Source organism: Longimicrobium sp., from assembly GCF_036388275.1.
Lineage (GTDB): Bacteria > Gemmatimonadota > Gemmatimonadetes > Longimicrobiales > Longimicrobiaceae > Longimicrobium.
Genome location: NZ_DASVSF010000060.1, coordinates 116,107 through 140,854, shown reverse-complemented (window position 1 = coordinate 140,854; position 24,748 = coordinate 116,107). Strand labels below are relative to the sequence as shown.

The 24,748-nt window shown below is 70.6% G+C and carries 21 protein-coding genes; 6 read left to right on the top strand and 15 right to left on the bottom strand.

The annotated features are described in order from the left end of the window. Positions 1–6 precede the first annotated feature (6 nt). The 13 genes from VF632_RS13160 to VF632_RS13100 form a co-directional block, all read right to left on the bottom strand. Entirely contained in the window at positions 7–1,602 is a 1,596-nt protein-coding gene (locus tag VF632_RS13160; RefSeq protein ID WP_331023361.1) for an HD domain-containing phosphohydrolase, read from the bottom strand. A gap of 102 nt (positions 1,603–1,704) precedes the next feature. Continuing rightward, positions 1,705–1,935: a hypothetical protein gene (locus VF632_RS13155; RefSeq protein ID WP_331023360.1), complete on the bottom strand. Its 231-nt coding sequence runs from the start codon at positions 1,933–1,935 to the stop codon at positions 1,705–1,707. Positions 1,936–2,118: 183 nt separating this feature from the next. Further along, positions 2,119–2,478: a hypothetical protein gene (locus tag VF632_RS13150; RefSeq protein ID WP_331023359.1), complete on the bottom strand. Its 360-nt coding sequence runs from the start codon at positions 2,476–2,478 to the stop codon at positions 2,119–2,121. Then, positions 2,475–2,990: a c-type cytochrome gene (locus VF632_RS13145; protein WP_331023358.1), complete on the bottom strand. Its 516-nt coding sequence runs from the start codon at positions 2,988–2,990 to the stop codon at positions 2,475–2,477. The genes VF632_RS13150 and VF632_RS13145 overlap by 4 nt, the downstream gene beginning before the upstream one ends. A gap of 112 nt (positions 2,991–3,102) precedes the next feature. Then, the gene (locus VF632_RS13140) at positions 3,103–3,522 is read right to left on the bottom strand and encodes a SufE family protein (protein WP_331023357.1); all 420 of its coding nucleotides are present in this window, start codon (positions 3,520–3,522) and stop codon (positions 3,103–3,105) included. Positions 3,523–3,548: 26 nt separating this feature from the next. Beyond that, on the bottom strand, positions 3,549–4,508 hold the full coding sequence (locus VF632_RS13135) for an MlaD family protein (RefSeq protein WP_331023356.1): 960 nt from the start codon (positions 4,506–4,508) through the stop codon (positions 3,549–3,551). Then, complete coding sequence (locus VF632_RS13130; protein ID WP_331023355.1) at positions 4,505–5,275, bottom strand: ABC transporter ATP-binding protein; 771 nt, start codon at positions 5,273–5,275, stop codon at positions 4,505–4,507. Before VF632_RS13130 ends, VF632_RS13135 begins: the two co-directional genes overlap by 4 nt. A gap of 11 nt (positions 5,276–5,286) precedes the next feature. Next, complete coding sequence (locus tag VF632_RS13125; RefSeq protein WP_331023354.1) at positions 5,287–6,153, bottom strand: ABC transporter permease; 867 nt, start codon at positions 6,151–6,153, stop codon at positions 5,287–5,289. Positions 6,154–6,379: 226 nt separating this feature from the next. Beyond that, positions 6,380–9,733 (bottom strand): efflux RND transporter permease subunit, encoded by a 3,354-nt coding sequence (locus VF632_RS13120; RefSeq protein WP_331023353.1) that lies wholly within the window; start codon positions 9,731–9,733, stop codon positions 6,380–6,382. A gap of 12 nt (positions 9,734–9,745) precedes the next feature. Next, a complete protein-coding gene (locus VF632_RS13115) occupies positions 9,746–10,879 on the bottom strand; it encodes an efflux RND transporter periplasmic adaptor subunit (protein WP_331023352.1) in 1,134 nt (377 codons plus the stop codon). Beyond that, positions 10,879–12,507 (bottom strand): TolC family protein, encoded by a 1,629-nt coding sequence (locus VF632_RS13110; RefSeq protein ID WP_331023351.1) that lies wholly within the window; start codon positions 12,505–12,507, stop codon positions 10,879–10,881. Before VF632_RS13110 ends, VF632_RS13115 begins: the two co-directional genes overlap by 1 nt. A gap of 42 nt (positions 12,508–12,549) precedes the next feature. Next, the gene (locus VF632_RS13105; RefSeq protein ID WP_331023350.1) at positions 12,550–13,167 is read right to left on the bottom strand and encodes a TetR/AcrR family transcriptional regulator; all 618 of its coding nucleotides are present in this window, start codon (positions 13,165–13,167) and stop codon (positions 12,550–12,552) included. A 66-nt stretch (positions 13,168–13,233) separates the two neighbouring features. Next, positions 13,234–13,725 carry a GbsR/MarR family transcriptional regulator gene (locus VF632_RS13100; RefSeq protein ID WP_331023349.1) on the bottom strand — a complete coding sequence of 164 codons (492 nt, stop codon included), beginning with the start codon at positions 13,723–13,725 and terminating at the stop codon, positions 13,234–13,236. Positions 13,726–14,848: 1,123 nt separating this feature from the next. Here VF632_RS13100 and VF632_RS13095 point away from each other — a divergent pair. Together VF632_RS13095 and tcmP are read left to right on the top strand one after the other, a co-directional pair. Next, positions 14,849–15,700, top strand: a complete 852-nt coding sequence (locus VF632_RS13095) for a class I SAM-dependent methyltransferase (RefSeq protein WP_331023348.1) — start codon at positions 14,849–14,851, stop codon at positions 15,698–15,700. Positions 15,701–15,915: 215 nt separating this feature from the next. Continuing rightward, on the top strand, positions 15,916–16,764 hold the full coding sequence (tcmP, locus tag VF632_RS13090; protein ID WP_331023347.1) for a three-Cys-motif partner protein TcmP: 849 nt from the start codon (positions 15,916–15,918) through the stop codon (positions 16,762–16,764). A 5-nt stretch (positions 16,765–16,769) separates the two neighbouring features. Here the strand turns inward: tcmP and VF632_RS13085 are convergent, their stop codons facing one another. Then, complete coding sequence (locus tag VF632_RS13085; RefSeq protein WP_331023346.1) at positions 16,770–17,552, bottom strand: phage Gp37/Gp68 family protein; 783 nt, start codon at positions 17,550–17,552, stop codon at positions 16,770–16,772. Positions 17,553–17,729: 177 nt separating this feature from the next. Between VF632_RS13085 and VF632_RS13080 the strand changes: the two genes are divergently transcribed. The 4 genes from VF632_RS13080 to VF632_RS13065 all read left to right on the top strand — a co-directional run bounded on the left by VF632_RS13080 (position 17,730) and on the right by VF632_RS13065 (position 22,400). Further along, positions 17,730–18,536: an ABC transporter permease gene (locus VF632_RS13080; protein ID WP_331023461.1), complete on the top strand. Its 807-nt coding sequence runs from the start codon at positions 17,730–17,732 to the stop codon at positions 18,534–18,536. Further along, a complete protein-coding gene (locus tag VF632_RS13075) occupies positions 18,533–19,711 on the top strand; it encodes an ABC transporter permease (RefSeq protein WP_331023345.1) in 1,179 nt (392 codons plus the stop codon). Before VF632_RS13080 ends, VF632_RS13075 begins: the two co-directional genes overlap by 4 nt. A gap of 569 nt (positions 19,712–20,280) precedes the next feature. Then, positions 20,281–20,994, top strand: coding sequence for an ABC transporter ATP-binding protein (locus VF632_RS13070; RefSeq protein ID WP_331023344.1), 714 nt, complete (start codon positions 20,281–20,283; stop codon positions 20,992–20,994). Next, positions 20,991–22,400: a hypothetical protein gene (locus VF632_RS13065; protein ID WP_331023343.1), complete on the top strand. Its 1,410-nt coding sequence runs from the start codon at positions 20,991–20,993 to the stop codon at positions 22,398–22,400. Before VF632_RS13070 ends, VF632_RS13065 begins: the two co-directional genes overlap by 4 nt. A gap of 63 nt (positions 22,401–22,463) precedes the next feature. Here VF632_RS13065 and VF632_RS13060 read toward each other — a convergent pair whose 3' ends face one another. Further along, positions 22,464–24,644 (bottom strand): TonB family protein, encoded by a 2,181-nt coding sequence (locus VF632_RS13060; protein ID WP_331023342.1) that lies wholly within the window; start codon positions 24,642–24,644, stop codon positions 22,464–22,466. Positions 24,645–24,748 lie beyond the last annotated feature (104 nt).

Genomic DNA, 24,748 nt, shown 5'->3' with positions numbered 1-24,748 from the left:
TGAGCGTCAGGCGGAGACGGAAGAGGCGGCCTCGGCGGCCGTGGGGGCGAACTCGTCGTACAGGTCCAGGAAGATCTGGAACAGCTCCGGGTCGAACGAGCCCTGGTCGTCGCGCATGATGCCCAGGGCCCGCTCCGGGGTGAGCGGCGCGCGGTAGCTGCGGGCGGTGGTCAGCGCGTCGAACACGTCGGCCAGGCGCAGGATGCGGGCGGACCGGGGGATGGCCTCCGCCACCAGCTGGTCGGGGTAGCCCCGGCCGTCCCAGCGCTCGTGGTGGCTCCGTACCATCGGGCGGATGTCCCACGGAAACTCCACCGGCGCCAGCATCTCGTCGCCGATGACGGTGTGGCGCTCCATCGTAGCCCGCTCCTCGTCGGTCAGCCTGCCCGGCTTGTTCAAAATCTCCTCGGGCACCTCGGTCTTCCCCACGTCGTGAAGGAAGGCCCCCATTCGGAACCAGGTCAGCTCGCGGTCCGTCATCCCCGCCCGCTCGGCGATGCGGCAGGCGTAGTCGGCCACGCGGGCGCAGTGGCCCAGCGTGTAGCGGTCCTTGGCCTCGATGGATTCGCCCCAGACCCGCACGACGCCCAGGAACTCTTCTTCCAGGTCGGCGACGCGCTTGTCGAGGTCGGCCAGGTCCGGCCGTGCCTGAAGACTGGTGAACAGCGTATGTGAGCGATTGAGCGCCTCCAGCGCCTGGCGGTTGCTTCCCTGGAGCCGAAGAACGCGCGACATTTCCCGCTGCGCCTGAGCCTCCACGAGCGAGTCGCGCGGGCGGGCGATCTCTATGGCGCGCTGCAGGTGGATCGTAGCAAGGTGAAGCTTGCCGCTCTCCCGGTAGATGACCCCGTACAGCTTCAGCGCCTGCGCCTGGTGGAACTCGTCGTTGAGGCGGCTGAAGATCTCGAAGCCGTCGTCGCAGGCTTCGCGCGCCCGGGCAAGTTCGCCGCGGGCAAGGAACAACTCGGCCCGGTTCACGTGCACCATCGCGGTCCGCACCACGTCACCCGTTTCCAGCGAGACGGCGAGCGCCCGGTCGAAATAGCCCAGCGCATCCGCCAGTTCACCGCGGTACAGGTGGAGCATCCCCAAGTTGTTCAGGGCCGAGATGCGGCCACGGGCCGGGCCAGCGACGTCCAGGTGCCGGAGCGCTGTTTCGTAGCGCGTACGCGCCTCGTCCAGGTCGCCGCGAATGTTGGCGAGGATGCCGAGGTTCTGCTCGGTTTCGGCTACGAGCACCTGGTCGCCGGCACGGCGGCCCAACTCGTTGGCCGCAGCGTACAGTCGGGTGGCCTCGGACGAGGCGCCCCGCTCGAAAGCGAGCATCCCGAGCCCGTTCAGCGCGCGGCCGGCGATGTCGTCCCGCCGGTTCAGTTCCCCGAGGGTGCAGGCAAGCTCCAGAGCGTCTGACGAAAGGTCGGGATCGCCGGCGAGGCGCATGCAGTGCCCCAGCCGGACGACCGCCTCCAGGATGCCGGACAGGTCCTGCCGCTGCACGCTCGCCGCATACGCGGTGTGGAGCGCAACGGCAGCCTCGCCCCACGCGCCTGAACGCTCGAACGACGCCGCGCGGTCCAGGAGAGCGCTCGTGTCGGGGTTCAACGGAAGCAAAGACTCATCGTTCACGCAAAAAGCAGAGGGCGGCGTCAGTCGCCGCCCTCGCGTTGGGATCGTTCCGCCCGTGCGGACACCGCGGGATGCGAATCAGGACGCCGTGCGGCCGCCGCTGACCATAAACCCGCCGGACTGCGTCGTAATCTCGCCGTCGGCGTCCTGGCCGGCCGGACGATGCGAGTTGGCGATGGAGTCGCCCTGCGCACGGTCCAGCGAGGGCCCCGCGGCGGCGGTGGGCGCGGTGGCCGAGTCGGCGCAGCCGCCGGTGGTGATCAGGATGCCGGCCAGCGTGGCCAGCAGAGTCGCACGAATACGGGACATGAGGGTTCTCCGACAATCAGTGAGCGCACGAGCGCGGAAGTACTTCAGGGATGGGTCACAGAATACGTCACTGCTTGCGAAAAGTCAACGCTCTCCTCACGCCCTCGCGTTCACCTACCTTGCTCCACGCCGCAAAAACGCCGGCCGGAGGGTTCCGGCCGGCGCCTTTTCTCCCGCGTGCGGCTAGTGGTGCCCGCCGTCGCCGGGGATCACCCGGAAGATGTGGTTGTACGTGGCAATGATGCCGCCCAGCCCCGCCAGCAGCAGGAAGAACGCGGCGATGGCGTACGCCACCTGCGCGCCCGAGCGATCCAGCGCAGCCCAGCTGCGCGAGGCGGCGACGCACACGGCGCACAGCAGCAGCAGCAGCGCGCCCAGCCCGAAGCCCAGCGCGGTGCCGACGCCCTTTTCGGCCTCGTCGCTCAGCACGGGAAGTCGGATGTTGGCGATGGCCGACCGCGAGTGCTGCTTCGGGTGGGCCTCTTCGAAGGACTGGTAGCGCCCCTCGACGGTGCGGAACGTCTCGTTGTCCCTGCGGCTCATGCTCCCCCCTGCTGGCTGAGGGCGTACACGTACGCGGCGATGCTGCGCACCTGCGCGTCGTCGAAGGCGCCGCCGCCCTTGGGCGGCATCATCCCCGGGAACTGCTTGGGGTTCGCGACGCCGTTGTTGATGATGGTGACGATCTCGGGGTACTGCCCGCCGATGTTGAGCCACTGGCGGTCGTTGAGCGGCGGCCCGGCCTGGCTGCCGGTGCCGTTCTGCCCGTGGCACGCCGAGCACACGGTGCCGAACGACGCCTGCCCCTCGTCGACCATGGCCTGCGTGACGCCGGCCGGCGGGTTGGCGAGCACCACCTTGGCCGCCGCGGCGCCCACGCTGGTGCCGGGCACCACCGTCGGCGGCTCGGGATAGGCGTGCGACGGCACCTGCGGGTCGCCGCGGTACGAGATCTTCGCGTAGCCCCCCTGCGCGCCGGGTTCGCACCCGGCCAGCAGAGCGGCGGCCAGCAGCAGAGCGGCCGGCGCGGGCCGGCCCCGGAAAACGTACGCCATCGTCGTCGTGGTCCCTCGTCCTGTTCTCGTCCGGCGGCGGTCGCCGCGGGCGGCGTAAAAGAGCGTCCGGGGGCCTTCCACGCAAGAGGATGGCCCACGCGGGGATCACCCGCTACGCCTGCTTCGCTTCCCTCGCGGCGCGCTTCAGCCGCTCGACCATGGCCACCAGCCCCGCCTCGCGGGCCGAAAGGCCGATCTTGCCCATCACCTGGCGCACGAAGTCCGGCGGAATGGCCAGCACCGTTTCCGGCGGCTGGCCGTTCACCGCGTCGAAGATCATGGCCAGCAGGGCCCGGATGGCGGCGCTCTCCCGGGGCACGTCGGCGTGGTAGTACATCCTGCCGTCCACCACCTCGGGATAGATGGCCACGGGCGTCTGGCACTCGTGCACCCGGAACTGCGCCGCGTCGAGCCCCGCGAACCGCTCCGGCAGCTCGGGGAGTTTCTTGGCGTACTGCACCAGCGCCTGCCGCGTCATGTCGGGCGTCAGGGTGGCGAAGCGCCGCAGGATCTTTTCGATCGAGGGCGGCATCTGTCCGGGGGTCGCGTCCACCGTCGTCAGAACACGCGGACGTTGATGTACCGCCCCGGGTTGGCGCGGATGTCGGCCGTCAGCTGGTTGAGGCTGGTGACCGCCGCGTTCAGGTTCTGGTACAGCTGGTCGTCGGTCGTCAGCTTGCCCAGCGTGCCCTCGCCCGCCTCTACCCGCGCCGTCAGCGCCGCCAGCGACTGCCCCGCCTGCTGAAGCGAGCCCGTGGCCGCGTCCAGCCGGATGGTCATGGAGTCGGTGCGCGCGATGGCCCGCGCCAGCTCCGGCTGCGAAACCGCCCCCTGCAGCCCCGCCGCCGAAGCGTTCAGGCTGGTGGTGAGCTGCGCGAGCTGCCGGCGCTGGTCCGTGGCCAGCAGCGTCAACTGGCGGAGCAGCTGCTCCATCTCCACCGCGCTGTTGCCCACCGCCGACACCGTGCGCTCGCTGAGCAGCGCCTGCGCGGCCACGAGCACGCTGTCGGAGTTGGCCACCACCTTCTCCGCCTGCTGCGCGAAGCCCGCCTCTTCCACGTACGGCAGCACCGTACCGTCCGCGATCCGCTGCGTGGAGGTGCCCGGCTGGATCTCGGCGACCATGGACTGCAGGATGCCGCCCGAGACGATGGAAACGCTGGAGCCCGCGGGAACGTGGTACTCCTTTTCGAACTCCATGCTCACCCGCACGCCGTTGGGCCCGATCTGGAAGTCGCGGATGCGGCCGATGTTCACCCCCTTCAGCCGTACCGGGTCGCCCTTGCGGATGCCGTCGGCGTCCTTCACCACGGTGTAGGCGTGGTAGCGGCCGCGGAAGGTGCCCGGGTCGGTGAGCGCGAAAAGGGCGGTGAGCACGGCCAGCAGGCCGATCACCACGAACAGGCCGACGTGAATTTCGCGTCGCGGAGCACGCATGGGAGCCATCGCCCGCAGGTCGTCGTTGGAAAGTCTAGGGGCCGGCGCGGTGGGCGCCCGGCCGTCGGCGCGCTGGATCATACCAGTAGCTCGTCGTTGTCGGGTACGTCGCGTTCCAGGAAGGCCCGCACCAGCGGGTCATCGCTGTCGCGAAACTCGTCGGCCGTGCCGACGAACCGAATGAAGCCGTGGTCCAGCATGGCCACCCGGTCGCTGATGGGGAGCGTTCCCTCGATGTCGTGCGTGACGATGATGGAGGTGACGCCCAGCTCGGCGCCCAGCCGCGCGATCAGCCGGTGCACCACCGTTCCGTTCACCGGGTCGAGCCCGGTCACCGGCTCGTCGTACAGCAGGATCTGCGGGCGGCCGATGATGGCCCGCGCGATCCCCACCCGCTTGCGCATGCCGCCCGACAGCTGCGAGGGCAGCTTCGACAGCACCTTGCGGGGCTCCAGGTTCACGTGCTCCAGGGCGTCGACCACGCGGGCCATCAGCCCCTTGCCGCCCAGGCCGCGCTGCTCCTCGTCGCTCAGGCCCTGGGCCACGTTCTCGAACACGCTCATGCTGTCGAACAGCGCGGCGTTCTGGAACACGTAGCCCACCTTGCGGCGAAGGGCCTGCATCTGCTGACGCGTGGCGCCGCAGACCGACTGCCCGTCGACCACCACGTCGCCCTCGTCGGGCATGATCAGCCCGATGGTGGTCTTGAGCAGCACGCTCTTCCCCGTGCCCGAGTGGCCGACGACGGAAAGCGTCTCGCCCCGCCCCACGGCCAGGTCCACCCCCGCCAGCACCGGGTGGTCGAACGACTTGTACAGGTCGCGGTAGTCCACCATCACGTCGTTCACGCGGCCCTCCGTCAGTTGAGCAGGAGGGGCGGGAACATGGCGTCCAGGATCAGCACGCCCAGCGTCATGGTCACCACGGCCGCCGTGGTGTAGCGCCCCACCCCCTCGGCGCCGCCGCGTGTGGCCAGCCCCATGTGGCAGGCCACCAGCGGGATCACGAAGCCGAACGCCAGCGCCTTGGAGAGCGAGTAGAACATGTCCCAGTCGTGCCAGAACAGGCTGGCGCCGTAGAAGAACGACTGCCGCCCCAGCCCCACCGTGAACTGCGCGGCCATCATTCCCGCGTACAGCCCCACCAGATTGGCGATGGCCACCAGGATGGGAACCGAGATGATGCCGGCCACGATGCGCGGGGCCACCAGCGTGCGCACCGGGTCGCGGCCCAGCGAGTACAGCGCGTCGATCTGCTCCGACACCCGCATGGTCCCCAGCTCGGCGGTGATGCGCGCGCCCACCCGGCCGATGAGCACCACCGCCGTCAGCACGGGGCCCAGCTCCAGGATGATGCTGCTGGCCACCACGCTGCCCAGGTACTCCAGCGGCATGTTGCCGGTGAACTGGTAGCCGCCCTGCTGCGAGGTCACCACGCCGGCCAGGCTCCCCGTCACCATCACGATGGGAATGCTGCCCACGCCCATCCAGTACACCTGGTTGGCGAACTCGCGGAAGGGAATGCGCCCCGTGAACAGGTACACGAGGGTGCGCCACACCAGCGTCGCCATCCCCCCGGCGTGCTCCAGCAGCCGCTCGGCGCTGCGCCCGGCCGACGCCAGCCGCCGCTCGGGCCAGCTGTGGGGGCGCGGCGCCCGCCGCTGCCGTGTTTTTTCGAGAACCGCGGTGCCGGCCCCGGGGGCCGGCTCCTCGCGCGACGTCTGCATGGAACCCTGGAAAGAAGAAAGCGCCCGGGCCTTTCGGCGCCGGCCGCGTCCCCGTGCGGCGGGGACGCCATCATACACCGCTGCGTCCAGCCCGTTTCACCGGCTGGCCCTTTGCTCCGCCACTCTCGCTGGTACGGGAGCAGCGGTTCCGGCGGATTCACCCGCGCCGCCGGGGGCGCCCCGCGCCGTGCACCATGATGCGGGTGCGCGGCGCGGGATGCATGGGTCAATCGCCCTGGTGCGCGGGCTCGCGCCCCACCAGCCGGGGCTCCACCGGGATCGTGCGGTCAACCCCGTGCGCGCCGCCGCCGTGTCCGCCGCCGTGCCCCGCGGAGGGGGTGCGGCGGAAGCGGCCCAGCACGGCCTCGCGCAGGTCGTCGAGCAGTTCCCACACGGTGGGGATCACCAGCAGCGTCAGCAGGGTGCTGGTCAGCACGCCGCCGATGATGGCGATGCCCATCGGCGCGCGGAACTGGGCGCCCTCGCCGCGGCCCAGGGCCACGGGAAGCATGCCGGCGATCAGCGCGAAGGTGGTCATCAGGATGGGCCGCAGCCGGATGGCGCCCGCCTCGATCAGCGCGTCGCGCGTGCTCATCCCGCTTTCCTTGGACCACTTGGCGAAGTCGATCAGCAGGATGGCGTTCTTGGCGACGATGCCCATCAGCATGATGATGCCGATCATGCTCATCAGGTTCAGCGTGCTTCCGGCGATCTTCAGCCCCAGCACCACGCCGATCAGCGACAGCGGCAGGGAGAGGAGGATGGCCAGCGGGTCCAGGAAGCTGCCGAACTGCACCACCAGGATCAGGTACATCAGCATCACCGCCACGCCCAGCGCGAACATGATGCGCCCGAACACCTCGTTCTGGTCCTCGGTCTCGCCCCCGAAGCTCATCACGTAGCCGCTGGGCATCTGCACCTTCTCGATGCGCGTGGTGATGTCGGCCACCACCTCGGAAAGCGGGCGGTCCTGGGTGTTGGCTTCGACGTTGATCACCCGCTCGCGGTCCAGGTGGTTGATCTGCGCCGGCCCCAGCTCGCGCCGGATGCTGGCCACCTGTCCGAGCGGCATGGTCACCGGCCCCTGCGGCCCGGCCATCACCAGGGGCACGCGCTCCAGGTCGCCCGTGCGCTCCCGCGCCTCGGGGGCAAAGCGCACGTACACGTCGCGCGTTTCGCCGTTGGGGTCCACCCAGTCGCCCGCGTCCACGCCGGCGAAGGCCGGGCGCAGCGCCTGCGCCACCTGCGCGGCGCTGATCCCCAGGCTTCCCGCCAGCCCGCGGTTCAATTCCACCGTCAATTCGGGCTTCTGCCCCTTGGTGGAAAGCCCCACGTCCACGGCGCCGGGCACCTGCCGCACCTCGGCCTCGATCTGCTCGGCCAGGCGGTTGAGCACGGCGATGTCGGGGCCCTGCAGCTGGATCATGATCTGCTTGGTGCCGCCGAAGTTGCCCGTTCCCAGCGCGGCCGTGGCCCCGCCCACGCGCTTGGCGGCGATGCGCACCGCGTTTGCGATCTCCTTCTGCCCGCGGCCGCGGTCGGCCTTGGGCACCAGGCGCACGTACACCTTGCCCTCGTCCACCGCCCCGCCGCGCCCGCCAATGGTGGTGTAGGTGTACCGCACCTCGGGCTCGCGCCGGGCGAGCGCCGCCACCTCTTCGCTCTTCAGCCGGGTGTACTCCAGGCTGGCGCCGGGGGGCGTGTCGATGTCCACCTCGAACTCCGACTGGTCGTCGGCGGGGAAGAACTCGAAGCCCAGCTTGCCCCCCTCGGGCGCCACGCCGATGGCCACGAACATCAGCACCAGCGACAGGACGCCGACGACTGCCTTCATCGCCCCGCCCGTCAGCCCGCGGGGAAAGCGGACCATCGAAAGGACCACCACGGCGGCGGTGACCACGATCATCACCGCGAAGAAGGCGAAGATGCCCTTGGCCGGCACCACCAGCGCGCCGATGAACGAGCCTACGGCGATCAGGATCATCGCCAGCTGGTGGTCGAGCGCCCAGCCGATGACCTTGCGGTAGTTGTGGGCCTGGCGGTCGAACCAGCGGTTGAAGCGGTCGAGCCAGCGGGTGATGAACCACTTCTCGTGCTCTTCGCGGTGCGGGTCCGGCCAGTACGCGCTGAGCATGGGGTCCAGCGAGAACGACACGAACAGCGACACCAGCACCGAGCAGGCGATGGTCAGCGCGAAGGGCGCGAACCACTGCTCCGCCAGGCCGCCCATGAAGGCGATGGGCACGAACACGCAGACGATGGAGAACGTGGTTGCCGCCACCGCCACGCCGATCTCGTCGGTCCCCTCGCGCGCCGCGGTGAAGTGGTCCTTCCCCATCTCCACGTGCCGCACGATGTTCTCGCGCACCACGATGGCGTCGTCGATCAGGATGCCGATGGCCAGCGACAGCCCCAGCAGCGACATGGTGTTCAGCGTGAAGCCGAACGCCAGCACCGCCACGAAGCTCGCGAGCACCGACACCGGCAGCGCCAGGCCGGTGATCACCGTGGAGCGCCAGGAGTTCAGGAACAGGAACACCACCAGCACCGTCAGCAGGGCGCCTTCGATCAGCGCCTCCTGCACGTTGGCGACGGAGCTGGCCACCCGCTCGCCCGAGTTGCGGACCACGTTCAGCGTGGCGCCGGGCGGAAGCTGCTTCTGAAGGGTCTCGATGCGCCCGATCACCGCGTCCGCCACCGTCGTTGTCGACGCCCCCTGCGACTTCACCAGGTCGATGCCCACGGCGGGCTTGCCGTTGAACAGCGCCAGCGAGCGGGGCTCCTCGGTGCCGTCGCGGACGGTCGCCACCTCGGAGAGGCGGACGGGAATGCCGCCGCGCGAGGCGACCACCAGGTTGGCGAACTCGGCGGGGGTCTGCAGCCGCCCGCGAAGGCGGATGGTGCGCTCTTCCAGCGGCTCGTTCAGCCGGCCCACGGGCACGGCCAGGTTCTGCGACTGCAGCGCCTGGATCACCTGCGGCATGGCGATGCCCGCGGCCTGCAGGCGGGCCGGGTCTACCTCCACCGTCAGCTCGCGCTCCACCCCGCCCACCACCTGCACCTCGGCCACGCCGTTGATGCCCCGCAGGTCGCGGGTGATGCCGGGGTCGGCGATGCGCGTGAGCTCGGCCGGCGACAGCGTCTCGGACGAGAGCGTCAGCGAGATGATGGGCTGGTCGTTGGGGTCGAACCGCGCCAGGATGGGCTCTTCCATCTCCTGGGGCAGGTCGCCCCGGATCTGGCTGATGGCGTCGCGGATGTCCTGCGAGGCCTGCTGCGGGTCCTTGCCGTAGACGAAGATCACCTGGATGGAGCCGAAGCCGTCCAGCGCCTGGCTCTGGATGTCGTCGACGCCGCTGATGCCCGCCACGGCCTCTTCGATGGGCTCCACCACCTCGCGCTCGACGATGTCGGGCGAGGCGCCGGGATAGGGCACCGAGACGAAGATGAAGGGCGCCTCGACCTCCGGAAACTCGTCGGTGTCCAGGCTGAGCAGCGCGAAGATGCCGAACACCACCAGCGACAGCATGGTCACAACGGTGATGACCGGCCGCTTGATGGCGAAATCGGAGATGAACATGGTCGGTCTCCTTTACCGGGCGGCGGGTGCCGCGGCGGCGCCCGCGGCGCGGACCTCCACGCGCGTGCCCGGCGTGGTGCCCAGCGCCGCGCCCACCAGCAGCGTGTCGCCGGCGCTGATGCCGGAGGTGATCTCTACCCGGTCCGTCTCGGCGTTGCGGGCGCCCAGCGTGACCGGCACCCGCTCGGCCTTGCCGTTGGCCAGGCGCAGCACGGAGGGCTGCACGCCGCGCTCGTCCACGGCCGAGGCGGGAACGGCGATCCCCTGCCGCGCCTGCGCCAGCACCCGGCCCTCGGCGAAGAGCCCGCTGACCAGGGTGCCGCCGCTGTTGGGGATGGTCACGTACACCGGCACCTGGCGGGTGACCGCGTCCGCGGACGGGTTGATGCGCGACACCGTGCCCGTGAACGTCTGCCCGGGGTAGCCGGTGACGGTGAACCGCACCGTGGCGCCCTGCCGCACCTGCCCCAGGTCCGCCGCGGGGACGGAGCCTTCCAGCCGCATGCTGCCGGGATCGACCACCGTGAACATCGGCGCGCCGGGGGCGATCACGTCGCCCGCGTTCACCGGCCGCGCGGCGACGACGCCCGCGATGGGCGAACGCACGCTGGTGCGCGAAAGCTGCCGCTGGGCGGCCGCCTGCTGCGCGCGGGCGCCGGCCAGCTGCGACTGCGCCCCGGCCAGCTGGTTGCGCGCGGCCTCCAGGTCGCGGTCGGCCAGGGCCCCGGCCGCGTTCAGCGTCTGGCTGCGCTCCACGTTCCTGGCCGCGACGGACACCGTCTGCTCGGCCGAGCGCACCGCGGACTGCGCGGAGACGTACTGCTCGCGCAGGGCGGCGGCGTCCACCCGGGCCAGCACCTGCCCCGAGGCGACCGTCTGCCCCTGGTCGGCGTGCACGGAAAGCACGGTGCCACCCACCTCGGCGCGTACCTGCGCCTCGCGGTCGGCCTTCAGCGTTCCCGACAGGGCCGGGCCGCTGGAAATTTCCTCTGCCTGCACCACGTACACGGCCTCGGGGCCCAGCACCACCGCATCGTTCGCGGCCTTGGCCTTTTCGCCCTCGGCGGCCTCGCCCGGGCTGCCGCATGCACCCAGCGCCAGCGCAAGCATCGCCAGCGCACCCGCCTTCTTGATCCCCATAGCCATCACTCGCCCCCGGAGGTGAACGCCTGTCCCTGGTCCGCCGGCGCCTGGCGCGGCTGCTGCCGCGGCGCCTGCTGCTGGTTCTGCTGCTGCGACTGCGACTGCCCCTGCCCCGCACTGCCGAAGGGAAGGAAGGGAAGGAGCGCCACCCTGGCCTGCGCGATCTGCAGGTCGCGCGCGGCCACGGCCCGGTTGGCCTGCGCCTGCTGAAGCAGGATGCGGCTGTCCGAGAGCTCCACCTGCGTGCTGATCCCCTCGCGGAAGCGCACTTCGGCGATCTGGTAGGCCCGCTGCGCCTGCTGCACCGTTCCGGCGCTGGCCTGGTACTGCGCGCGGGCCGACTCCAGCCGCTCGATGGCCACCCGCGTGTCGAGCCGTGCCGCGTCGTGCGCCTGGCGGACGCGGGCCTGCGCCTCGAGCAGGTTGGCCTGCGCCACCATCTCGTCGCCGCGGATGCGCCCGCCGGTGAAGATGGGCATGGCCAGCGTGGCGCCCACCGTCCAGTTGGACCGGAAGTCGTTCCACCCGGGGAACGCGCCCTCGGGATAGGCCACGCGGCCGAACTGCGAGTTGACGCTCAGGTTGGGAAGCCGCTGCGAGCGCGCGATGCGAAGCGCCGACTGCTGCACGTCGACCAGCGTCTGCGCCTGCTGCACCGCCGCGCGGTTGGCGGCGGTGGTGTCGCCCAGCAGCGCCTCGTTGGCGGCGAAGCGGGCCACGGGAACGGCGACGGTCTCGTCGAGCGAGGTGGTGAGCGACACCGGCTCGTCCGTGGGCAGGTCCAGCAGTAGCATCAGCCGCGCGTACGCCAGGTCGCGGTCGGAGCGGCGCTGGATGAGCACGGGAAGCTGGTTGTCGCGCGTCACCTGGGCGCGCAGCAGCTCGAACTCCGGCTGGTTGCCCACCTGCCGCGCCAGCCGCGTCTGCTCCAGCGTGGTTTCTACCTGCTGCAGCGTGGCCTCGGCGATGCCCACCAGCCGGTCGGCCAGCGCGGCGTCGTAGTAGGCCTGGGTGACGTCCATGGCCAGCTGCGCCCTTTGCGTCGCCAATTCCAGCTCGGCGCGGGTGCGCCCCGCCTGCGCGATGCGGTTCTGCGCCTGGATGCGTCCGCCGGTGAAGACGGACTGCGACAGGTTCAGCCCGATGCGCCAGGTGTTCTCGCGGCCGAACGGCAGGTCGCCGAAGGCGGCGAACGGGTTGGCGTTGGCGGCGCAGTTCACCGCGTGCTCCAGCGAGTCCAGCCGCTGTCCGATGGGAAGCGCCGGGTTGGGCGTGTAGCGCCCGCAGTTCTGCGGGGGCGGCGGCCCGGTCGTGTCGGGCTCGGCGCCGCCTCCGCCGATCCCCTGGAACTCCGAGGCCAGGGCGCGGCTGTACGAGAGCGATCCCGAAAGCTGGGGAAGCCCCTCGCTGCGGGCCTGGAGCATTTCGCCCCGCGAGCGGGTGAGGCCGGCGCGGGCCACCTGCACCGTTTCGCTGGCGTCCTCGGCCAGGCGAAGCGCCTCGTCCAGGGTCAGGGCCCGGCGCGCCTCCGCCGATACGGGCTGCTGGGCCAGCGCGGGCCCCGCCAGCACCAGCGCCGCCGCCAGGGCGGCGAGGCGCGTCAAGCGGCCGGGCCAGGGAATGTTGGGCATATGGTTACAGGTCGCGTCTGCGTTGAATGGGTGGAACCGCGCTCAGGGGTCCTGCAGCGGCGAGCCTTCCGCCGGGTGGTGCTCCGCGGGCGCGGCCACGCCGATGGCCCGCAGGAAGAGCGATACGTAGCGCGCCGGAGCCTCGGCCTCGGAGTACGGGTACTCCTCCGGCATCATGTCGCGCCCCATGGCGTCGCTGAACAGCGAGCCCATCAGCATGGACGAGGCGGCGTACGGGTCCCAGTCGGTGGAGGCCAGCCCCCGCTCCTGCAGCCGCGCCAGGTACGCCTTCAACTGCTCGCGCACCCGCGCCGGGTTGGCGGCCACGCACCGCGCCGCCTCCGGCGCCTGCTCCATCTCGCCCATGGCGGTGCGGATCATGGCCGCGTTCCGCCGCAACTGGGCGTATCCCCCGTGGCTCCAGGCCAGCAGCTCGCGCGCGGGGTCGGCGGGCTCGGCGGGAAGGCGGCTTTCCACCGGCGCGGCCGAGGCGCAGGCCAGCGCCTCGCTCATCAGCGCGGCCTTGCTTCCGAAGTGGCGGAACAGGGTGATCTCGTTCACCCCCGCCTCGGAGGCGATGCGGCGCGTGGTGGCCCCGCGCGATCCGGCCTCCTCGAACACCTTCAGTGCCGCCGTCAGCAGCTTCTCTCGTACGTCCATGGGGGCGAAGATAGTCGCCGCCAAATGTGTATGCAAGTGGTTGCTTACAGCACGCATGGAATGTCGTTATGATCCCGAGGCGCGACGAGGCGTCGAGGACGCTTCGTCCACGGCGCCGTCCAGCCGGTTCCAGCGGTCGATCAGCGCGTCGCACTCGGCGATCAGCAGCTCGTGGAAGCGGCGGGCGGATTCCACCCGGGCGCGGCCGGCGGGCTCGGGAAGGCGCTCGGCGGCCTCGCCGAACACGTGCACCATGTCGCGCCAGCGGCCCTGCGCCACGCGGAGCATGCGGGCCCAGGGGTCGTCTTCCACGCGGTAGAAGTCGCGGCGGTCGCCCATCACGCTCACCCGCTGGATCATGCCGAACTGCTCCAGCATCCGCGCGTTGGTGCTGACGGAGGCCTTGCTGGCCTGCAGCCGCTCGGCGAGGTCGTCCAGGGATACCGTCTGGTCGGTGGCGAGCAGGTAGCCCAGGATGCGCCCGCCGATCCGTGGCATCCCTTCCTTTTCGCAGATGAGCGCCATCCGCTCCACCAGCTGCTGAACCGCCTCGTGCATCCTGAGTCTCTACTGCTGTGGGGCTGGCGGCGTCCATCTCTGGCGCCGTTGGACCGAGAAGCTAATGCGTTCGGTACGTTCAGTCAATACTGAACGTTATGAAAACAACCGTTCCCTCGCACCTCCATGTGGCAGCGGCGGATATGCGTCAGACGAGGCCGTGGACAGGGCCTGGATGTCATCCCGAAGGAGCGGCCAAGGTGAGCGTTTCCCTGCACCGTGGACCGCAGCGACTGAGGGATCCGCCACACACTTCGCCGGATGCACCGTTGCGTCGGCTGTCCCGGTCCCTTGGAGCCCAACCCTGCACGGGTGAATGAATTCGCTGCAACAAACACACGATGTCCGCCTGCGCGGACTGCACGCTTTCGTGCGGCTCCAGCGGTCGGGCGCGCCCATGCTCCGTTGCAAAGTCGGCTGCGCCGGCGCGTGCAGGTGAAGCCCCGGACAAGGCGGGACTGCGGCCTGGATGTCATCCCGATGGAGCGGCCACGCTGAGCGTTTCGCTGCACCGCAGACTGCAGCGACTGAGGGATCCGCCATACACTTCGCCCGATGCGCCGTTGCGGTGGCTGTGCCGGGGCCCGTTCGAGCCGAGGCCGAGACCCTGCACGGGCGAATGAATTCGCTGCAACAAACACACGATGTCCGCCTGCGCGGACTGCACACTTTCGTGCGGCTCCAGCGGTCGGGCCCGCCCATGCTCCGCTGCAAAGTCGGCTGCGCCGGCGCGCTTTCCGTTTTTCCAGCGGCGGGTTCATCCGCTCAGGGAGGCCACGGTGGCGCCCGATGCTCTGGTGCGCTACGCGGTGTGTGGCGGATCCCTCAGTCGCTGCCGGACTTGGGAGCAGAGGCAGGTACGCCGTGGCCGCTCCATCGGGAATGACATCGTGTGGCTTCGGTGGGTGCGGAGGGCATGACCCGGACGGGATGCGCCACTGGCCCGGGCGGAGCATTCCGCTTGTCAGTCGCGGGTTCACCCGCTCAGGGGGCGAACGGGGACGCCGAAGCTTTGGGTCGCTTCGGAGGTTTGTTGCCGGTTCCACGGTAACGTATTTGACAGGGCGGCTGCCCCCGCCCGATCATTCTGTTTCCCGTCCCTGTCCGTCCCAGCCGCACACCCATGCCCAAACGCCCGCGCGCGCTCGTCCGTTTCTTCCTGTGGGAGCAGGGGCAGTGGAGCCGGCTGCAGCGGATTCTGAACGCCATCCACACCGGCGTGTGGCTGGGCGTTCTTTCGCGCGAAACCATGGATGAAGCGGACGAAGCGCACTTCTCTGCGGCCAGATCGTACAACAACGAGGCTCACAACCTCCGCGGCCTGTTCGACTGGGAAGCGCAGGCCGTCGCCGACTTCTTCGCCGGGCGCCGGACGATCGGGGTGATCGCGGCTGGCGCGGGGCGCGAGGTGATCGCCCTTTCGCGGCAGGGGTTCCAGGCCGAGGGCTTCGAGTGCAACCCCGGTCTGGTGGCGTACGCGGGCGACCTCCTGCCGCGGCATGGTTGCCAGGCCGCCGTCCGGCTGATCGCGCGCGACGCCGCCCCCGCCGGCGCGGGCCCGTACGACGGCATCATCCTAGGATGGAGCGCCTACATGCTGATCCCCGGACGCGAGCGCCGCATCCGCTTCCTGCGCGATCTCCGCCCCTTGCTGACGGAGGGCTCCCCGGTCCTGCTCTCGTTCTTCACCCGGCCGGACCACGCGCCGCGCCTGGCGCTTGCCTTCCGCGTCGCCCGCGTGCTCCGCCGCGTGCTGCGCCGCGAGCCTCCCGCGCTGGGCGACGACCTGGCCCCCATGTTCGTGCACCGCTTCAACGAGGCCGAGCTAGTTTCCGAGCTGGCCGAGGCCGGCTTCACTCTCGCCCGCTTCACCCCCGAAGGCCGCGGTCCGTACGACTCCGGGTGGGCGGTGGCGTACGTGGCCGCGCACGAAAACCCAACGCCGGCGACAGCGTCCCGCGCCTCGATCGCCTGAACCCGAAGCTCCCCGCCGGCAGTCCTGCGGGCGAATCCCGTCTCGCGGATTCAGCCGCCGACGGCGGAAGGAAGGGCCAGCGTGAACGTGCTCCCCTCTCCGAGCGTGCTTTCCAGCAAGGTGGAAACTCGTCCGTGGCGGCAAATGCAAATCTTGACGACTGGGTATCGCTGGCACAGGTTCGGGCTCCCTCTACGACAGCCCGCGCCGCGCCCATGGACATCTTCGACAAGCTCCCCGACGCGCTCCCCGACGAGTTCCACACTCCCATGATCGGTGAGTGGGGCCGGCAGAAGTACCTGCGCCTATGGATGTACGCCAGCATCTTCGCGCGCGGGATGAAGAATCAGCACCGGCACCGCGTGTACATCGACCTGTTCGCGGGTGCGGGGAAGGCGATCATCCGCGAAACGGGAGAACGGGTGCTCGGATCGCCGCTGCTGGCCCTTTCCGTCCCCGATCCGTTCACGAAGTACATCTTCTGCGACGACGACGCGGAACGGGTGGTGGCGCTCAAGGCACGTGTGTCGCGGGACTACGGCTGGGCGGATTGCACCATCATCCATGCGCCAGCCGCGGATGCCGTTCCGCACGTTCTGGCGGCGCTCCCCACCAACGGCTCGGTATTGAGCTTCTGCTTCGCCGATCCGTACGACCTCTCGTTCGACTTCAGCATCGTAGAGCGGCTCGCCGCGGGCAATCGGATGGATTTCCTGATCCTGCTCGCGGCACAGATGGATGGGCAGCGGAACGAGGTGAACTACGTCAATCCGGCGAGCACCAAGGTGGAGCGGCTACTGGGCGACCCACAGTGGCGGGAGAAGTGGCGCGCGGCGAAGCGGAACGGAGCCGGGTTCCAGCAGTTCCTGATGCAGCAGTATCGCGCGGGGATGGAGCGGATCGGCTATCAGCGGCTGAAAGACGCCGACGTGTACCGGGTGAGGACGGAATCAGGGCAGGTGCCGCTGTACTATCTGCTCTTCTTCAGCAAGAGCGAGCGGGGCTACCACTTCTGGCGCCAGACCATGAAATACTCGGATACTCAGGGCACCCTGGGCCTGTAGTCCGCCTACGACCCTGAAACAATGGCCGCGATCGACGGCAGTTGGTCCCACGTTTCGCCATCCAGCTCGCGCCCCCCCGCCTTGGGCGTTCGCCCGCCCCACTGCTTGAAGAAGAACGCGACGCCCTCGCCCACACACAGGTCGCGGAGCCCACGAACCCAATTCGGCTCCATCCTGCGATACCCGAGCCCGCTCTCGCCTCCCGCGATCACCCAGTGGATTCCGTGCAGGGCCAGCCCCGCGAGCGAGCCCAGCAGCGGCTCGCACGAGAGGAAGCGCACCGCGGCGGGAACGTCGCGGAGGTGATCCGCCCGGAAGAGTACGCGATCGTCCTCGATGCTCGTTCCCATCCAGATGTGGGCGGGAACCTCGCCCCCAGAGAACAGGTCGGCGTTCATGCGGACGAATCGCGCCATCCGCGCCGGCCGCTTCGTAAGCACCTGGTACGTGTGGCGATCCACGCGCAGCATCACCTCGAAGATCCTCCGCGTGAATGCGTCGGGCACATCCACGTGGAACAAGTCCGACATTGAATTCACGAACACCATGCGCGGGCTGCGCCACTTCGCGGGCTCGTCCAGGCGGCTGTCCCATAGCCGAACCGCGAACGGGTCTGCTCGCGTCTCGGGCGTATCGACCACCGGCAGGCGGCGGTTGTAGATGTCGAAAAGGCGGCCGTGCGCCAGCGTGTGCGCGTAGCAATTGTCGCATCCCGCGGTGAGCTTCGTGCACCCGGTCGTGGGATTCCAGGTGGCGTCCGTCCACTCGATTTTGCTCTTCTGGCCCATGAGACGCCACCGGGAACGGGTCAGTAAGTTACACACCAGGTTAACACCTGATGTTATAGTAACCGAAAACGCACCGAACACAACGTGATTGGAGCGTGTCGGCGGTCGCGAGGCCGTCGCATCAGCTTTGCATAGGATTGGTGGCTCGGTGAGACGACAGGAGCGAGCTTGATTTCGATGATGCTGTTCGCGGCGGCGCTGCAGGCTGCCGTGGTTCAACCCGCGCCCGGAATGCTGGTGGAGCGGCGGCTGGCGGAGGCGATTCCCCTGGCCGTAGGCGATACGGTGCGCGTCCGCGCGCTGGCGGGTTCTGCCCAGCCGCGCCCGTTCGTGGTGGCGGGCGTGTTCGAGCGCGAGGCCGACCCCAACCGCATTGCGCGGAACGACTACGAGGTGCGCCTGCACCTGCCGGACCTGGAGGCGCTGCTGCCCACGCACGACCGGGTGGACCGCTTCGCCATCGTGCTCGCCCCCGGCGCGCGGGCAGACCCGGCCGCGCGCTGGATCGAGTCCGTCGCCTTCGGAACGCGGGCGTATGGGAGCGCCGCGCTGGCGGAGGAAACGAGCGCCACCTTTCGTGTCGTCTCGCGCTTTCACGACGCCATCGGCATCGTCACGATCCTGGCGAGCGCCATCTTCCTGCTCTGCGTGATGATCATTCGCGTGGACGAGCGGAAGCGCGACATGGGAACGCTGCGGCTGATCGGCGTCAGCCGGGGGACGGTGTTCCGCGCAGTCGTGCTGGAGGCGATCGGGATCGCGGTGGTGGGCTCCATTGCAGGCGCCGGGCTGGGCGTGGTGGTGACGCGGATCGTCAACGCGCACTACGCCCGGGTGTACGACACCACGCTCCGCTTTGCGCTGGTGACGCCCCGCATCGTGCTGATCGCGGCGCTGCTGGGGCTGGCCCTGGGGACGGTCGCCGGGGTGCTCGCGGCGTGGCGGCTGGTGCGCGTGGCACCGCAGAAGCTGGGGGAGCGGTGATCGTATCCGCCTTCCTGCGGTCGCTGTTCCGGCGCGGGGGAAGGACGGCGCTGGCACTGGCCGGCATCGCCGTTTCAGCCGCGCTGCTGCTGGACATGACGATGCTGGCCTCGGGACTGACGGGCTCGTTTGGCGACCTGCTGGGCGTGAGCGGCTATGCGCTGCGGGTGACGCCGCGCGGCAGCCTGCCGTTCGACAGCGAGGCGGGAATCGTGGGCGGCGACGCGGTGGGGCGGCGGATCGCGGCGGTGCCGGGGGTAAAGTCCGTGGCGCCGGTGCTGGGCGCGCAGTTCTACCTGGCCCGCGGCGACAGCGCCGGCGAGCCGCTGTTCACCAGCGGCGTGGATCCCGCCGCCCAGTTCCTGTACCAGGTGGTGGACGGGCGCGAGCCGCGCCCGGGCGAGGTGATCGTGAGCGAGCCGCTGGCGCGGGACGAGACGCTGTCGCCGGGCGACACGCTGCGGTTGGCGACGGACCCCGACGCGTCGCTGGGCGGCGCGCGGCAGACGCGGACGTTCGTGGTCAGCGGCGTGGCGGACTTTCTGTACGACTATGCTGGCCAGCGCTCGCTGGCCATGCCCATCGCCGACGTGCAGCGCGCCACCGGGCGCAGCGGTGAAGTGTCACTCTTCGGCGTGGCCACGGAGCCGGGGGTGGACGGCGACGCGCTGGCGGACCGCATCACCGCCGCCGTGCCGGAGGTGTCGACCTACTCCACGCGCGAGCTGATGGCCGAGATGGACCGGCGGCTGCTCTACTTCCAGCAGCTCGCCACCATCCTGGGGAGCGTGGCGCTCGTGGTGACGGCACTGCTGGTATCGACGATCATCACCATCGGCGTGCGGGAGCGGTTCGGGGAGATCGCCACGCTGCGCGCCATCGGCGTGGGGCGCGGGCGGCTGCTGGGTGCGATCGTCACGGAGGGGCTGGTGCTGTCCGGGCTGGGGTGCCTGGCCGGCCTGCCGATGGGGCTGTGGATGGCGGCGCGGCTGGACCGCATTCTCCTTTCCTTTCCCGGCATCCCCGCGAAGATGACGTTCTTTGCCTGGGAGCCCGGGCGCGTGGCGCTGGCGATGGGAATCGTGATCGCCGTCGGCGCGGTCGCGGGGCTGCTGCCGGGGTGGAACGCCGTCCGCACGCCGCTGGGCAGGGCGTTGCGGGAGGAGGCGGAGTGAACGGCGATGGCCGATGTCATCCCGATGGGAGCGGCCACTGCGAGCCTGCCGACACACCAAACCTGGCAGCGACTGAGGGATCCGCCACACACTGCGCCAGGTGCGCCGGTGCGGACGAGTCGGTGAGGCCCAAGCCTGCTGGGGCTGCTGGGGCGAATGAATTCGCGGCAACGACCACACGAAGTCTGCCTTCGCAGACTGGCTTGCCGCGGTGGGAGTTCGAGCCGGCGGCGCGCCCCGGTCCTGGTGCAGTTCTCCCTCTCTCCCGCTCGCGGGAGAGAGGGCCGGGGGAGAGGGCAGCGGAGGAATGCGCCGGCGCCGGTCGAAACGCCGCGATCCCGGGCAGACCGAGCACCGGAGCAAGGGCGCGCACCACCGCCGAAGCAACATGAAACCGTGCAGTCCGCGCAGGCGGACATCGTGTGTTTGTTGCAGCGAATTCATTCGCCCGTGCAGGTCCGCGGCCTCGCCTCCTTGGGCCGCCGCGCCCAAGGCTTGATTCAGGCTGTGGCCGGGCTACAGCGCCGGCGCCAGCGCCGCAGCATACCCGTATCGCGAACCAGGATTTCGTGAATTCTCCATCGTCCGCGGCCAACCCGACGCCCGTCATCACGGCGCGGCAGATCGTCAAGGAATTCCCCTACCAGGGCGACGCCGTGCACGCGCTGCGCGGGGTGGACCTCGCCGTGTCGCGCGGCGAGCACGTGGCCGTCGTGGGGCCGTCCGGGTGCGGCAAGAGCACGCTGCTCAACGTGCTCGCCGGCATCGAAGCGCCCACCCGCGGCACCGTCGAGCTGCTGGGCGAGAGCGTCTACGCGCTGGACGAAGGGCGGAGGTCGGCGCTGCGGCTGCGCAAGGTGGGCTTCATCTTCCAGCGCTTTCACCTGCTGTCCGTGCTTACCGCCGCCGAGAACGTGGAGCTCCCCATGGCGGAGGCAGGCATCGGCCGGCGCGAGCGGCGGGACCGCGCGCGGGAGCTGCTGGAGTTCGTGGGACTGGGGCACCGGATCCGACACCGGCCGCCCCACCTGTCCGGCGGCGAGCAGCAGCGGGTCGCCATCGCGCGTGCACTCGCCAACCGCCCCGAGGTGATCTTCGCCGACGAGCCCACGGGCGAGCTGGACCGGCGGACGGGTGACGAGATCATCGCCCTGTTCGAGCGACTTAACGCCGACGGCACCACGCTGGTCATCGTCACGCACGACCCCCACGTCGCTGGCCGCGCGCGCAGGCGCGTGGAGATGGCGGACGGGCTGGTCGTTTCGGGAGGTGAGCCCTCGTGATCCTGCGCCTGGCGCTCGCGGAGCTTCGCAACCGCCCCGGGCGCGCGCTCTTTCTGCTGGGCGGCTACGCGCTGGGCGTGTCGGTGATGGTCGTTCTCCTCGCCGTGGGCGAGGCCATGCTGGAGCAGGCGCGCGACCGCGAGCTGGTGGGCGGCGGCGACGTCGTGGTCGTGCCCGCGGGGATCAGCGCCGAGATGCTCAAGGCGGGCGGCGTCTCATCCCTGTTCCTGGGCATCGACCACGCGCGCTTCCTTCACCGCAACGTGTTCGAATCGCCCCGCGGGCGCGAGCAGTTCGGCGTGGCAGCCGCCAGCCCCGTCCTGGACGGAAAGCAGGTGGAGCTGTTCGTGGGCGATCGGCGCCTCCCCGCCATCGCCGGCGGCGAGATCCCCTCGCGAGTGAGGGCCGCCGGGGCGGCTCCCACGCTGCTCTCCGGCCGCTGGGAAGACTCCGACGCCGACCGCCGCTGGCTGAACCCGACACAGACCGAACTGCTGCGGGAGATCGACCGCTTTCACGTTCCTCCCGTTCGCGACAGCACCTGGGCGGAATGGCACTACTTCAACGTGGTGCTGGACGATGCGCGGTGGATGTACGTGACGCTGATGGTGGCGGGCGAGGTGGGCGTGCCCGGCCGCTGGGGCGGGCGCATTTTGCTGACCGTGCGCGAGCCGGATGGCACCCATCGCTCGCTGACGCGCGACTTGCCCGGCGAGCAGGTGCGCTTCGACACCACGGGGCCCGACCTGCGCTTCGGCGACCGCGCGTTCGTGCGGCTGGGGGAGGATGGATACCACGTGGTGGCGGATGCGGAAGGCGTCCGCGTGGACCTGCGCGTCTCCCCCGCCCCGCGCCGCTACTTTCCGCCCACGGACATCGGCGGGGCGGAGCTGGTGTCCGGCTACGTGACGCCCGCGCTCTACGCCACGGCCGAGGGTACCGTCTGCCTTCCTACCTGCCGCGCCGTCCGCGGGGCGCAGGCGTACCACGACCACAACTGGGGGGTGTGGCGCGACGTTTCGTGGGAGTGGGGCTCTGCGTCCAACGCCGACCTGTCGCTGCTGTACGGCGTGGTCCGGGGCGGCTCCGCGTCGCCAGGGGGGCTGTTCGCGTACCTGGTGGACGGACGGGGCGTGCGCGGCGTCTATCGCCCTGGCGAGATGCAGGTAGCGGAGTGGCAGACCGTCCAGGCTGGCGGGCGCGCCATCCGCGTTCCCCGCCGGTTCACGTTCGACGATGCTCGGCAGGGGATGCGCGTGATGGTGGACGTCAGCGCGGTGCACGTCACCGATATGGCGCGTCCGTCCCGCCGCTGGTTCGTGCAGATGCGCGGGATGGCGACGGTGGAGGTGCGCGGCGAGACGCTGGGGCGATTGCCCGGGTTCTTCGAAACCTACGTCGACTGATATGCGAACGCCCTGGCCGGTAACCTGGCCGGGGCGTTCTCGATCTGAGTCCGTGTGGCCGCTTTAGTTCTGATTCCAGGTGAGCGGGATGGACACCGAGGCCCGGACGGGCTGCCCATCCACACGGGCCGGGGTAAACCGGGCGGCACCCGCAGCCGCGGTAGCGGCACGGCGGAAGACCGGGTCCGACACCTCGAGCACGCGGATGGACGAGCGGTCCACCGTTCCGTTCGGCAGCACGACGAACTGCACCACCGCGTTCCCCGCGCCCGATGCTGACGACGGGTAGTTGCGGGCGACCACGCGGCCGAAGTCGGCGCGGTTGGCGAGCGCCGGCGCCACGTCCAACTCGCCCGCACGGTACACGCGCGACGGGTCCACGCGTGAACGGGCGGGCGCGGCCGGCGCCGGGGCCGCTGCCGCGGGCGGAGGCGCCACCGCCACCTGCGGCGCCGGGTGGTTCTCCGCCGGGCTGGGCGGCTGAATCAGGGCAGGCGCCGCCTGCGCCGGGGGCTGCCGTGCCGACGCGAGCTGGGCGGCGCGGATGGAATCGGCTCGCCGCTGCTGGTCGCGACGAAGCTGGTCCTGCTTCTGCTTTTCCTCCGCGCGGCGGCGCTCCTCGTCGGCCGCCGCCGTGGCGGGCTTCGCCGTGGTCCTCGGCTCCTCGGGCACCGGCGCAGCAGCCTCCGTGGACGGAGCGGACGTGGACGCGGCGGGCGAAGCAGTCACCAGTGAGGGCGAGGCGAGACGCGCCGCGGCGGCATCCGTGGACGAACCGCCGATGGCCGTCTTCGCCACCAGTCCGCCACCCGCGACCAGCACCGCGAGCACCACCCCGGCAGCGATCAGCCCGCGGTGTCCCCCCGCCGGCTGTGCGCTCGGCTTGCGACGGCCGTATCGCACGATCGGGGTCACCGGCACGCCCTGCGTAGCACCGTACGTCGCCTGCGGTGCCATCGTGTCCGCCCGCTCCGGCACCATGGGCTCCGACGCCGGAACAAGGGCGAGCTGGCCGAAAGGAACCGACTGCGCCGACGCCTCGTCTTCCTCAACCACCTCCAGCCCGGTGGACGGGACTGCAGGCTCCGCGACCGTCGCGATAGCCGGCAGCGTCGGGACCTCGTCCTCTTCGTCGATCAGGGTCAGTTCGATTTCCGCAGCCGGAGCGATCTCCGCAAGTGCCGAAGCTTCCGCGTGGATGATCTCCAGCGGAGCAGTTTCCGGGGCGATCTCCAGGATCGGCAGAGTCTCCGCGACTGTGGCGATCTCGGCGGGCGCGGGGAGCACGTCCGCCGGAGCCGCCACGATGGGTACGGCGAGCGGGATGGATCGCGGGGGCTCAGCCTGGGCGCGGGCCTCCTGCGCGGGCTCCCGGACGACGTTGATCGCGAGCGGGATGATCGTCGGCGCGGGCGCGGCCGTGACGGCGAGAGGCACGGCGAGTGCGGCCGCGAACTCGCCCGCGTCGCACCAGCGGTCCGCCGGCGTGGACGACACGGCGCGCAGCACGGCATCCGCCAGCTCCGGCGGCAGGTCAGGCTTGACCGTCAGGAGCGACGGCACCACGGCGGGCTGACCCTTGGCCATGGAGACCAGCAGGCTCATCCAATCGGCGGGCAGCCCGGCCAGCACCTCGTAGGCGATGGCGCCCAAGCTGAACACGTCGGCCGCAGGGGCCAGGTCGCGGGCGCGCCGCAGCCGCTCGGGCGAGCAGTAGCGGGCGGTCGCGCGCGCGGGCGGCGCCCCGGCGGGGTCCATCCCCAGCCCCAGCACCTCCACGCGCAGTTTCCCGCCCCCGCGCGAAAGCCACAGCATCCCGGGGTGCAGATCGCCGTGCACCGCCCCGGCGGCGTGCGCCGCCGCCAGCCCGGCCGCGGCCTCCTGCAGCATCCGCAATCCGAGCGGCAGCGGCGGCGCGCCGCGCTGAGCCAGCAGGGCGGCCAGCGTTCCCCCCGCGCCGAGCTCCGCCGCCACATACCGCACCCCGGCCGCCTCGTCCGTCCCGAAATCCAGCACGCGCGCCAGGTTCGGGTGCGTCAGCCGCGCCGCCAGCTTGCCCTGCCGTGTGCAGCGCTCGCCATCGTCCCCGCCGGCCAGCGGGAGCATGCGCAGCGCCACCCCGCGCTCGGCGCGCGTGTCGGTGGCGCGCAGCAGGGCGGCGCTCCCCTCGCCGGCAAGCGTTTCTTCGATGCGGTAGCGGCCGGCGACGACCAGGCCAGGAGACAGGACGGCGGAGCTGGACATGGGGATGCCCGGACAAGGGACGGGGATGCGCGCCGCGCGCGATTCAGACGCGGGCCACGACGCGTTGCAGCGGCGTGAACGAGGGTGCGGCGCAATGGGGAAGG